Origin of the sequence: Bacillus sp. UMB0893 (assembly GCF_002858905.1) — a bacterium.
Lineage (GTDB): Bacteria > Bacillota > Bacilli > Bacillales > Bacillaceae > Bacillus_P.
Genome location: NZ_PKLB01000007.1, coordinates 263,320 through 274,957, shown reverse-complemented (window position 1 = coordinate 274,957; position 11,638 = coordinate 263,320). Strand labels below are relative to the sequence as shown.

The 11,638-nt window shown below is 38.8% G+C and carries 11 protein-coding genes and 1 pseudogene; 4 read left to right on the top strand and 8 right to left on the bottom strand.

All coding sequences use genetic code 11. From position 1 onward, the window contains the following. The first annotated feature begins 71 nt into the window (after positions 1-71). Positions 72-2,837, top strand: a complete 2,766-nt coding sequence (gene ppc, locus CYJ36_RS16870; RefSeq protein WP_101568416.1) for a phosphoenolpyruvate carboxylase — start codon at positions 72-74, stop codon at positions 2,835-2,837. Between the two features lie 47 nt (positions 2,838-2,884). Here the strand turns inward: ppc and CYJ36_RS16865 are convergent, their stop codons facing one another. Then, entirely contained in the window at positions 2,885-3,355 is a 471-nt protein-coding gene (locus CYJ36_RS16865) for a VOC family protein (RefSeq protein ID WP_101568415.1), read from the bottom strand. 260 nt (positions 3,356-3,615) lie between these two features. Between CYJ36_RS16865 and CYJ36_RS16860 the strand changes: the two genes are divergently transcribed. Continuing rightward, entirely contained in the window at positions 3,616-4,026 is a 411-nt protein-coding gene (locus CYJ36_RS16860; protein WP_101568414.1) for an SET domain-containing protein, read from the top strand. A 295-nt stretch (positions 4,027-4,321) separates the two neighbouring features. Further along, a complete protein-coding gene (locus CYJ36_RS16855; RefSeq protein ID WP_101568413.1) occupies positions 4,322-4,834 on the top strand; it encodes a DUF2269 family protein in 513 nt (170 codons plus the stop codon). Positions 4,835-4,975: 141 nt separating this feature from the next. On the opposite strand, the gene hxlB is transcribed toward CYJ36_RS16855, so the two are convergent. The 7 genes from hxlB to CYJ36_RS16820 form a co-directional block, all read right to left on the bottom strand. After that, on the bottom strand, positions 4,976-5,524 hold the full coding sequence (gene hxlB / locus CYJ36_RS16850; RefSeq protein WP_101568412.1) for a 6-phospho-3-hexuloisomerase: 549 nt from the start codon (positions 5,522-5,524) through the stop codon (positions 4,976-4,978). After that, the gene (hxlA, locus tag CYJ36_RS16845) at positions 5,478-6,152 is read right to left on the bottom strand and encodes a 3-hexulose-6-phosphate synthase (RefSeq protein ID WP_101568411.1); all 675 of its coding nucleotides are present in this window, start codon (positions 6,150-6,152) and stop codon (positions 5,478-5,480) included. Before hxlA ends, hxlB begins: the two co-directional genes overlap by 47 nt. Before the next feature lie 59 nt (positions 6,153-6,211). Further along, positions 6,212-7,216, bottom strand: coding sequence for a LacI family DNA-binding transcriptional regulator (locus tag CYJ36_RS16840; protein ID WP_101568410.1), 1,005 nt, complete (start codon positions 7,214-7,216; stop codon positions 6,212-6,214). Positions 7,217-7,360: 144 nt separating this feature from the next. Beyond that, positions 7,361-7,999 (bottom strand): bifunctional 4-hydroxy-2-oxoglutarate aldolase/2-dehydro-3-deoxy-phosphogluconate aldolase, encoded by a 639-nt coding sequence (locus tag CYJ36_RS16835; protein WP_101568409.1) that lies wholly within the window; start codon positions 7,997-7,999, stop codon positions 7,361-7,363. Between the two features lie 119 nt (positions 8,000-8,118). Further along, positions 8,119-9,405 carry an MFS transporter gene (locus tag CYJ36_RS16830; RefSeq protein WP_101568408.1) on the bottom strand — a complete coding sequence of 429 codons (1,287 nt, stop codon included), beginning with the start codon at positions 9,403-9,405 and terminating at the stop codon, positions 8,119-8,121. 13 nt (positions 9,406-9,418) lie between these two features. Then, complete coding sequence (locus CYJ36_RS16825) at positions 9,419-10,366, bottom strand: sugar kinase (protein WP_101568407.1); 948 nt, start codon at positions 10,364-10,366, stop codon at positions 9,419-9,421. Beyond that, complete coding sequence (locus tag CYJ36_RS16820; RefSeq protein WP_101568406.1) at positions 10,354-11,133, bottom strand: sugar phosphate isomerase/epimerase family protein; 780 nt, start codon at positions 11,131-11,133, stop codon at positions 10,354-10,356. Before CYJ36_RS16820 ends, CYJ36_RS16825 begins: the two co-directional genes overlap by 13 nt. A 155-nt stretch (positions 11,134-11,288) precedes the next feature. On the opposite strand from CYJ36_RS16820, the pseudogene CYJ36_RS16815 reads away from it, so the two are divergent. After that, positions 11,289-11,574: pseudogene (locus tag CYJ36_RS16815) on the top strand (aldo/keto reductase); the annotation flags it as partial. Between the last annotated feature and the right edge of the window lie 64 nt (positions 11,575-11,638).

Sequence of the window (11,638 nt, the reverse complement as noted above, 5' to 3'; positions counted from 1 at the left end):
CTTATCATTATTTTAATTTTCAAAAAACACGGAAAGAATATGGAATCCTTTCCAGAATAAGAGGTGCATACATGACAACTAAAACCAAAACGATAAAAGACCGAGATCATAATGCTGCTCTTCGCCGAGATGTGAAGTTTTTGGGCAAGCTATTGGGAGATGTACTTGTTCATCAGGGCGGACCAACCCTTTTAGAAAAAGTGGAAACGATTCGTGAGATGACAAAATCCCTTCGCAATAATGAGGACTATTCCAACTATGCAATATTGAAGGAGGAAATATCTACACTTGAACCTCCTGTGAGAAAGCAAGTGATCCGTGCATTTGCCGTATACTTTCATCTAGTTAATATCGCCGAACAAAATCATCGCATTAGAAGGCGCCGTGATTATCAATTTCAGGAGGAGTCTGTAAAACAGCCTGGCTCACTAGAAAATGCTGTTGCTTCTTTAAAGGAGAATGGTATTTCATCAGATGTGATTCAAAAATTGCTGAAAACCCTATCCTTAGAGCTTATTATCACAGCACATCCAACTGAAGCAACTAGAAGAAGTGTTCTTGAAATTCATAAACGAATCGCTGCCTTGCTTAAAAGTTTGGATCAGCCTGTCATAACTAATCGTGAGCGCCAAGAGCTTGAAGATAGACTATTTAACGAAGTCGTCATCCTGTGGCAAACTGATGAGCTGCGTGACCGAAAGCCTACTGTTATGGATGAAGTTGCAAATGGCTTGTATTATTTTGATGAGACATTATTTGAAGTCCTCCCAAAGCTTCATCAAGAACTAGAAGATTGTTTGCAGGATTATTACCCTGAAGAAAATTGGGAGGTTCCAAATTTCCTTCGCTTCGGTTCATGGATTGGCGGAGACCGCGACGGCAATCCAAATGTAACCCCTGAGATTACATGGAAGACCTTAACGAAACAGCGGACTCTGGCTATTCGAAAATACAAGGAATCTCTCAAGCAATTAAGGAAGCGGCTGAGTCAGTCTACAAAAAGAGTGTCAGTCAGCGCAGAATTGCTGAAATCGATTGAAAATGAAGCATCCATTTTGAATCAAAACGAAAAATGGCAAATTGAAGATGAAGTTTATCGCTGTAAATTAACAATCATGCTAAAAAAACTTGATGCGCAAAGTGAAGTTCGTTATAAAACGGCTGAAGAGTTTCTTTTCGATCTTAGATTGATTCAAAAGAGTGTCAAGCTTCACCATCCAAAAGGATATGAATTGAAAAGTTTGCGGGAGCTTATAAGGCAGGTTGAACTTTTCGGCTTTCATCTCGCAACACTTGATATTCGCAATCACAGCGGTGAGCATGAAGCAGCGATTAAAGAAATCTTTCATTCTGTAAAGCTTGCAGAAGATTACTCCAGTTTGTCTGAAAATGAAAAAATGAAGCTGCTTGGAGACGTTCTTCAAGATCCAAGACCTCTTGTTTCATTTACAGAGGATTATTCGAAAGAAACACAGGATGTTTTAGAAGTGTTCCAAATGATCCGAAATGCACATAAAGAATTTGGAGAACGTTCAATTGAAGTATATTTAATAAGCATGACACAATCTGCAAGTGACTTGCTTGAAGTAATGGTGCTTGCAAAAGAAGCTGGAATTTACCGTCTGCATCCGGATGGCCGAATTGAGAGCAAATTAAACGTTGCTCCCCTGCTTGAAACGATTGATGACCTTATTGCTGGCCCAAAAATCATGGAGCAGCTCTTTCAATTAGACTTTTACCGAAAACACTTAAATGAACAAAATAACCTTCAGGAAATCATGCTTGGCTATTCCGATGGAAGTAAAGATGGCGGTACTCTTACAGCTAATTGGAAACTATACAAAGCCCAGCAGGAAATTCATGAGATGGCGAAAACGTACAACATCCGTTTGAAGTTTTTCCATGGCCGCGGGGGTTCTTTAGGCCGAGGCGGCGGTCCACTCAATCGCAGCCTGCTTTCTCAGCCTGCTGAAACATTGGGAGATGGCGTGAAAATAACAGAGCAAGGTGAAGTACTTTCTTCACGATATGCTCTATATGACATCGCATACCGCAGCCTTGAGCAAGCAGCTTCAACCCTTCTTACAGCTGCGGCACATGTCTCAAGTGAGGCTGAACAATCTTCCATCAGAACAAACGACTGGGAAGAAGCCATGGATAGGATCTCAGCTGAATCTTTGAATAAGTATCAAGAGCTTGTCTTTAAAGATCCTGACTTTTTAACTTATTTCAAACAAGCAACACCTTTGCCTGAATTGGGTGCGTTAAACATTGGGTCACGTCCAATGAGCCGTAAAGGCAGCGAACGCTTCGAAGATTTGCGCGCTATTCCATGGGTGTTCGCTTGGACGCAAAGCCGCCAGCTTCTCCCTGCATGGTATGCAGCAGGAACGGGTTTACACAGCCATGCAAAGAATGATGTGAATCTTGCACTCCTTCAGCAAATGTACAAAGCTTGGCCGTTTTTCCGCTCGACCATCGACAATCTTCAAATGGCATTATTAAAAGCAGACTTAATGGCAGCTAATGAATATATCGCAATGGTTGAAAATCAGCATGCAGCTGATCGTATTTTCAAAGAAATCGAAACCGAATACAACCGAACAAAAAACATTTTGCTGGAGATTACACAGCAAGAAGAATTAATGGACCACCTGCCAAATATCCAAGATTCTGTAAGACTTCGGAATCCTTATGTGGATCCTTTAAGCTTTTTCCAGGTAGAAGTGATTTCAAAACTGCGTGATGCGAATGAAGAAAACAATAACGATGAACTATTAAGCGAAGTGTTGCTGACGATTAATGGGATTGCAGCGGGGCTTCGAAATACAGGATGATCTAAAAAATCGGACATGTTAAGTGTCCGATTTTCTTTATTTCTATCTTACCTTCTGTTATCTGCTGCATTCATTTGGAGCCATTTACTTAAATGAACCGTGCCAGACTGCAAATTGGATTTCCCCTCCAGGATTGTTATATATTCTAATGAATTGTTATCAGGATCCTTAATATATATTCTTGCTGATTGCATCCACGCATATACAACTGGTTCACTGGCATCTAAACCAAAAGCAGGAGAAAGCTCGATCCCTTTAGCAGATAAAAACTCAGGAACTTTCAATAATTCCTCATACGATAACCGAAATGCAAAATGAGACGGAGTAAATTTCTCAGCAGGCACTTCCCAAATTCCGAGCATTTGCTCTTTATTCGACGGATTTCCTATCCAAAAGAAAGCAGCCCTTCGTTCCTTTATAACAGCAGCCAATTCAAGTTCTAAATTTTGATAAAATGCAATTGCTTTTTCTAAGTTTATCGTCTCGACATGTGTCTCATATAATGCTGCAAGTTTCATTCCAATCTCTCCTTTACCTGATAGTTAATTCTTGCCCTAAGTTTACTGAAAAACAGGATAAATTAAATCAAATAAAAGATTGAAAAAAGAGACTTCTTTAGTCTTGTGTTCGAGAGATCTCCCAAAGTAAAGATGAACCATAATTTCCCAATAAAAAGCAATATTTAGGACAATCAGTGAAAACTATTGCTTTTATCCCCTTAAACTGTCAAGCTAAGATAGGAACAAAACTTAACAGGAAAGATCATACAGGTGACGAAATGATTGAAATTAAAATATCAACCCTAAGCAACGGGGAATTTAATAGAGGTGTATTCGCAACACGCGATATTGCAAAAGGAGAGCTCATCCACGAGGCACCAGTCATTCCTTATCCGAATGAAGAACATGTTCATATCGAAAAGACAACTCTTGCTGATTATGCATTCGAATACGGAGTGAATCATACTGCCATACTTTTAGGCTACGGCATGCTGTTTAACCACTCCTACACTCCTAATGCCACTTATGAAATCAGCTTTGAAAACCATACCTTTAACTTTAGTGCATATAAAGACATTAAAGCTGGAGAAGAAATACTGATTAACTATAATGGCGATGAAGAGGATCAAGAACTGCTTTGGTTTGATCGTGATGATGAGAATGATCAGAAGAAAGAAGAAGATAAATAATGATGATAGACCCGGAGAGAAAGAATTAAACCTTTTCGGGAAATGATAAATAACAGTGCACATAACACCAAACCCAGTTTTGAAAAAGGCAGCTAAATCAGCTGTCTTTTTTTATATAAATTATACAAAAATTTTGTTCTCCTTTTTAAGTAAGACTTCGTTGCAGAAGATCTAGTTTCGATAATTATTATCTACAGCTTGAGCCTTAGTCTAAAAACAGTCCTGGGATGGACGAAACACGATCTATAACAATTTATAATTTGTAACAACGATATGAAGGTGAGGATATTTGCGAATGGCAATACGACTTAGTTTGAGAAAAAAACAAGTATTGGTTTCAATACATGTTATTTCTGTTACTTTATGGTTCGGCGGTACTATGGGCATGTTATTGCTGGGTTTTTATCTAAAAAATGCTGTAGATGGCGAACAGCTTTATTACACTTTATTAAGTATGCACGTAATTGATGAAAGCTTATTAAAATACCCAGCCCTGCTAACATTGATAACTGGTATTATGCTATCTGTATGGACTCAATGGGGACTCTTTAAACATTACTGGGTTCTCATTAAGCTTGCTTTAACCATTGTTACCATACTGCTTGGCATCTTCTTTATAAATGATTGGTTTTCTTTTCTTGTAACAACAGCAGAAGAACTAGGTTTTTCTGCACTTCAGAATCAAGATTTTCATAATGTCTGGTTCTCTATGATCTTAACGGGTTCTTTTAATCTTCTATGTTTAGTAATGATGACCTTCGTTACCTATATTAAGCCTTTCGGAAAAATAAAAAAAATAGTGAAATAGATAAAAGGATCATCTAAGATGGTCCTTTTTCTAATCGATTCATTTGTTTATATATTTCACGATCTATGAGAGCCATAACGTTATCCCGCCCGATATGGAAACTAGATTATACATTATAGAATAATCATCTATCAGATATTTTTATTCCATATTGCTATGTTTCAGCAAAGCCTGTTCGTTACTGACTTCGTTTTTCTCTGCGTATTTTAGACAGATGCCATCGAAAAGGATGTGAACACATTGATCGAATAATGACCCTAGTGGCTGTATGGTTGACTGTTCGCCTTCTTTTCGATATTTTGTTGCTGCAGGAACATGTAGAATCAGGGACGCATGTGAAGCTAAAGCTGCATCAGTATCCGCCGTTATTACAATGATTGAGCAGCCAATAGATTTTGCTTTTTCTGCAGTCCAGACAACGTTTTTTGTTTTACCAGACCCGGAAACGGCTATCAGGATATCCCCTTCCGAAATAGATGGTGTAATGGTTTCACCTACTACATAAACTTCAGCTCCTAAATGCATTAGACGCATAGCAAAGGATTTGGCCATTAATCCTGAACGGCCTTCCCCTATAACAAAGATCCGCTTTCCTTTTTGAAGCACTCTGACAATCTCTTCAATCTTCTGCGTGCTGCTTCGTTTAATAACTGTTGATATTTCTGATAGAATCGTTTCCAATTGATTCATTATATTTATCCTTCTTTCCTTCTAGTATTCTGCGAAAAGCCTCTGCTGCTTTTTCAGGGTGAATGGCTTTTGTAATGGCTGACCCTACGATGACAATATCAGGAAGCGGTTCTGCCATATTCCGGATGGAATCGCCAGTAATACCTCCTGCAACTGCCCATTGCAGTGCAGGATCAAAGCAGTAGCTGTTCGTGCTTTTCAGTCCTGATCGTTCTTGTAAATCCTTGCTGATATGATCACAAAAAATAGCATCTGTAAATGCAAAAATAGAAGCTCTTTGCTGTGCCGTTGTGTTTAATATATCAATCATTGTTTTTTTGTCATGCTTTGCTGCTGCTTCCATGCACACCTCAATTGTGGGCATTGGTGATACCCCCATGACAGTGGCTATGTCAGCACCTGCATTAAAGCTTAGAGTAAATTCGTAAAAAGCATTATCGATGGTTTTCATATCTGCCAGAATGGTTTTATCGGGAAATGCTTCTTTAAATTTAGAAATGCTTGCAACTCCAAATTCTTTTATTAACGAAGTTCCCACTTCAATGATGTCTATGTATTTTTCAGTCCTACTAGCAATCTGGATCGCTTCTTCCATTGATAAACGGTCTAAAGCTAGTTGAATTTTCATCATTTCACCTCTCATAAACCGATTTAGTTATACTTTTAAAAAAGAGAACTCTTGGCCTATCACATTCTTGGCTGAGATGATTCTCTAATCATTAGTTCACAACCGAAAACATACTCGTCAAAACCTTGAAGTTCTTTGTTTATTTGCTGCAGCAATAATTCTGCAGCCTTTTGGCCCATTTCATAACCAGGCTGTGCAATAGTGGTTACTTGTGTTTCAGCTAAATGGGCAAGCGGAATATTATCGAAAACAATTAATGCTACATCTTTTCCAATTTTTATATGCTTCTCTTTGAAAAACTCCAAAACTTCAAGAAACACTAGATCATTTCCTGCAAAAAGGGCTGTTGGACGCTCTGAAAGACCAAAGAGCTTTTCCAATTCATTTTTCATTTTTTTTATTTCAACATGAATCATATATTCTTCCTTCATGGGGATACCCGCTTCATTAAGCGCCTGCTTATATCCATGAAGTCTTTCAATCCTAGGACTGATGCTTAACGGCTGGGTTACAATTGCAATTCTTTTATGCCCATTTGAGATAAAGTGACGAATGGATTCCACAGTAGCTTCACTGTTGGCTGCAAGAACTGAATTTGCATTTAACTCATCTATTTTCCGGTCTATAAAAACAACCGGATATTCCTCATCTATTAATTTTTGATATAAATCAAGATTTTGTCCTGTCGGGAAAATAATCAGACCGTCTACCTGCTTGGCTTGAAGGACCTCAATATATTTTCTTTCTTTTTCTGGATTGTCATCCGCATTACAAAGTATGGCGTGCATATCATGCTCATAACAATAGTCTTCAATGGAACGGCTAACCTCGGTAGATAGGCGGTGCATAATATTCCCAACTATAACTCCGATCATAGATGTTCGCTTCTGCTTTAAGCTTCTTGCCAGATAATTAGGATGATAGCCCAGCGTTTTGATTGCTTCATCAATTTTCCTCTTTGTATCATCACCCATATATTCATACCGTTTATTAATAAATTGGGATACAGTACTCTTAGAAACACCTGCTTCCTTAGCTACATCCGCCATCGTAACTCTTGCCATCTTATCAACTCTTTCCAATTACTTGTACCGTCCATTTTATAGGATAGATTTACATTAATCCACTCTCCGTTCAACCTATTTAAATTTCGTTGTGAAATTTTTCTATGCCACCCATTCCCCTCAAAAATGAGCGGCAGTCGAATTTTATTCTCCTCTTGCTATCCTGACTTCTTTCATAAAATGTGATGCTTTTTCCATCATGTCCCGAAGTGCCTCTTCGGATAATTCTTTTTTTATATTTACAAGTGTACTTCCCACTCCGACTGCCACGGCACCTGCTTTAAAATAATCTCCTGTATTATGAACATCGACCCCGCCTGTTGGCATTAATGGAATATGGGGCAGTGGACCTGCTATATTTTTAAAATAGTCTGGACCGACCGAACTTGCCGGAAAGACTTTGATTAAGTCTGCTCCATACTCATATGCTGTCAGAATCTCCGTAGGTGTAAATGCACCAGGCACACTGATTACACTATAGCGTTTAGCCATTGTAATCGTTTCTTTTCTTACTGTCGGCGAAAATATAAATCTCGCACCTGAGAGTATAGCTGCTCTTGCCGTTTCAGCATCAAGCACAGTTCCGGCTCCAACTAGTACATCTTTTCCAAAGTATGATGATGCTGCTTCAATTACCGACATTGCTTTTGGAGTTTCCATAGTGATCTCAAATGCAGTCACTCCGCCATTTTTTAATGCATTTCCAATAGATATAATAGATTTGGGTGTCGCTCCTCTTATAACAGCAACAACCCCGCGTTTTTTGATTTCTTCTAAACCCACGGTCTCACTCCCTATCAAACTTTGCTTCCAATTCTAAGTACCATGTGTTGATACTTCTTGCTGCTTTGCATACTTAGAGAGCAACAGCTTTTATTTGGACTGCCATCCTGCTGTGTTTTTTATGAAATACTAGTTTTCAGCGCAGATTGGCTGATATTTTTTTCTTTTGCTTTTTTCGTCGCAATAATTGTTAAGATGGCAGACAGTAATAACGAACCGGCCATAAAGATATACGAAGCCCCAAAACCTCCAGTAGAACCGTTTAAATACCCAACAACATATGAACCAACAAATGAACCAAGTGCACCCATTGAATTGATCAATGCCATCGCGCCGCCCGCTACATTCCGCGGTAAAATTTCTGGTATGATCGCGAAGAATGGTCCATATGGTGCGTACATGGCTCCTCCTGCTATGATCAGCAATACGAAGCTTATCCAAAAATGACTTGTACCAATTAGATAGGAAGCATAGAATGCAATGGCTCCTATAAAAAGGAATGGCCAGACAAATTCTTTTCGTTTTTGCAATTTATCGGAGAAATGAGATGATACCAGCATAAGCACGACTGCTAAAACATAAGGTACTGCTGCTAGCCATCCAGTCTGGACAATGCTCATGTTAGGTGCTGCTTTAATAATAGAAGGAAGCCACATAACGAATCCGTAAAGCCCTACACTCCATAATGCATATTGCATAGCTAAAAGGATGACAACTTTTGACCTAAACGCTTCACGATAGTTTTTAACAGGCTTTATTCCTTGCTGTTCCTCATCAAGTTCCGCCTGCAAGTCTGCTTTTTCCTTTGAGCTTAGCCACTTAGCGTCTCTCGGATGATCAAAAACAAGCTTCCACCATAAAAATGCCCAAATGATTGCTGGAATACCTTCAATAATAAACATCCATCTCCAGCCATAGGCCTCCAATAAATAACCTGAAACAATAGACATCCATAAAACGGTTACTGGATTTCCAAGAATAAGAAAAGTATTTGCCCGAGAACGCTCCGCTTTTGTAAACCAATGGCTTAAAAAGACCAGCATCGCTGGCATAACGGCACTTTCAACTACACCCAGCATAAAACGAATGACAAATAATAAATTTACATTTGAAACCATTCCTGTTGCAGTAGCAAGGGCACCCCAAGCAATCAATGACCAGAAAATAAGAACTTTAGCACTCTTTTTCTCCGCATAATGGGCTCCCGGAACCTGAAAAAAGAAGTATCCAAGAAAGAACAGGGAACCTAGCAGTGATGATACGGCTGGTGTAATGCCTAGATCTTGAGCTAAACCGCCTGCTGCACCAAAAGAATAGTTAGCACGATCTAGATATGCAAGACTGTACGTGATAAAAACAATTGGAATTAAACGAAGCCATCTTTGTTTTGCAATCGTTTGTTTCATAGTAAATCACTCCTTATATAGGTCTTTTCATATATTCCATTAATTCATGTCGATCTGGATATCCATCATTGTCCCCCTGCGATTGTACAGCCAGTGAGCCAATTGCATTTCCACGGAACACTGCTTCATGCAGCGGCAGACTTTCAAGAAGACCGCTGATAAGACCAACCGCAAATCCGTCTCCTGCTCCAACCGTGTCAACAACTTCTTTTACTTCAAACGCATTCACAATCCCTTCTTCAGAACTGCTTTTATAAAAGGCACCTTGTTCCCCAAGCTTGATCACAACAAGCTTGACCCCTCTATCTAAATAAAAGGAAGCAATATCACGCGGGTTAGTATACCCTGTTAATAGTTCCCCTTCAGAAATACCGGGAAGAACATAGTCTGCTTTTACAGCAAACTGATTAATGACTTCAATCATTTCTTGTTTTGATGACCATAAAGTAGGTCTTAAATTAGGATCAAAGCTGACAGTGCGCCCTAATTCTTTCATATAAGAAAGTGCTGTTTGAGCAAAAGAACGTGTATGGCTTGAAATAGCTAATGGGATGCCTGTCATGTGAAGATGACGTGCATCGCTAAAATATTCTTTGTGAAAATCTTCAGCACCCATGAAGCTTGCTGCTGAGCCCTTCCTGAAATATTGAACTTCCGGATCTCCAGCAGCTGCCTTTTCTTTCAGCTGAAATCCGGTTGGATAACGTTTATCTATAAATACATGTTCAACATTCACATTTTCCTCTGATAGCCTTTTCATAATATATTTTCCGAATGCATCAGACCCTACTTTACTTGCCCAGCCAGATTTGAGTCCTAACCTTGAGAGGCCGATTGCCACATTTGTTTCGGCACCTGCAAGTTCCCTTGTAAAATGTTCAATTTCATGTAACGGCCCTGGATTTCCCGCAATAAACAGGGCCATTGCTTCACCAAACGTTACAACATCTAACTTTTGCATAAAACCTCCCCTTCCTTATACGTCTTGTTGGTTTCAACCATTTCCACATACTCTCTTAACCGATTGACTGGTGCAATCGGGAATTCAAGTGCTTTGGGCAGATCGATTGGAAACTGTCCGGCTATGAATCGCCAAGCAGCGTTTTCATTATTGGATAATGCGATGGTTGTCAGCTCCTTGCCATTTTGAATAACATTTTTAAAGTGCAGGTATGCGACAAATTCTTTTAATTGCATTAATGCATCCATCCATTTTTCATTTGTATACATCCAGTTCCCCGTATCAAAGGTCATACGAACAGGAACATCAGAAATATAAGCGCTTTCAAAAAAATGCTTCAAGTCCGATATATTCCCTCCATACTGAGTCTGATCATTTTCAACGAACAGCTTTACTTCAGCCCTTTTTAAAAATTGTTTTAGATCTTCTAAATTAGAGACCCCTTTTATGTAGTGCCCCAATGAGGTTTTTACCCAGCTTGCACTTAAAAGGTCCGCTTCCTGAAAAGTTAATTGAAGTTCCTTAATGTTTAGTGATCCGTCTTTTTTCCATAACTCGATAGGAGCTGAATAAACTGTAAACAGTGAGGTTGCTGCAATTTTTTCCCTTAGGTGCTTCAGAGGCAAAATCTCATCAGTAAATAATTCTCTCCTGATCTCAACACCATACGCACCAGATGCTGCTATTAATTTAATAAAAGCAATTTGACCATTCTCTAACACTTCTTTTCTATCAAAAGCGTTTAATGGAATAATAACATTCTTCACACAAGCGCTCCTCCCCCCCATAAAACACTAAACCGGTTTAGTAAATCGGTTTATAGAAATTATAATTCTTATGTAAGCGTTTTACAATACATTTATTCAACATTAAATTTTCAAGATTGAGTATTTTATTTTAAGTGGGGTATGTTCTTCCTCCTGATGGGCATTCTGAAGGTTTAATTGGTGAAGCAATTAAAGAACGCAGGGATGATGTGTTTTTCGTTTCTAAAATTTATCCCCATCATGCTGGATTAAATTTGATTTCAACAGCATGTGAAAATAGTTTGAATCGGTTGGGGACCGACCGCCTGAACTTATACTTTTACATTGGAGAGGACGAATTCCTTTAGCAGAAACGATTGAAGGTATGGAAAAACTGAAGAAAGAATGGAATATATTAGGTAGTGTGTATCCAACTTCGATACAGATGATATGGACAAGTTATGAAACACTCCAAATGGACGAAATTGTGAGACAAACCCATTAGATTTTATTTAATTATTTTGTT

Excerpts from the sequence above, each read along its gene's own strand:
- CYJ36_RS16865 (WP_101568415.1), bottom strand. The coding sequence starts at position 3,355 with ATGAAACTTGCAGCATTATATGAGACACATGTCGAGACGATAAACTTA.
- CYJ36_RS16825 (WP_101568407.1), bottom strand. The coding sequence starts at position 10,366 with ATGCAAAAGTTAGATGTTGTAACGTTTGGTGAAGCAATGGCCCTGTTT.
- ppc (WP_101568416.1), top strand. The coding sequence starts at position 72 with ATGACAACTAAAACCAAAACGATAAAAGACCGAGATCATAATGCTGCT.
- CYJ36_RS16855 (WP_101568413.1), top strand. The coding sequence starts at position 4,322 with ATGGCAATACGACTTAGTTTGAGAAAAAAACAAGTATTGGTTTCAATA.
- CYJ36_RS16830 (WP_101568408.1), bottom strand. The coding sequence starts at position 9,405 with ATGAAACAAACGATTGCAAAACAAAGATGGCTTCGTTTAATTCCAATT.
- CYJ36_RS16840 (WP_101568410.1), bottom strand. The coding sequence starts at position 7,216 with ATGGCAAGAGTTACGATGGCGGATGTAGCTAAGGAAGCAGGTGTTTCT.
- hxlA (WP_101568411.1), bottom strand. The coding sequence starts at position 6,152 with ATGAAAATTCAACTAGCTTTAGACCGTTTATCAATGGAAGAAGCGATC.
- hxlB (WP_101568412.1), bottom strand. The coding sequence starts at position 5,524 with ATGAATCAATTGGAAACGATTCTATCAGAAATATCAACAGTTATTAAA.
- CYJ36_RS16860 (WP_101568414.1), top strand. The coding sequence starts at position 3,616 with ATGATTGAAATTAAAATATCAACCCTAAGCAACGGGGAATTTAATAGA.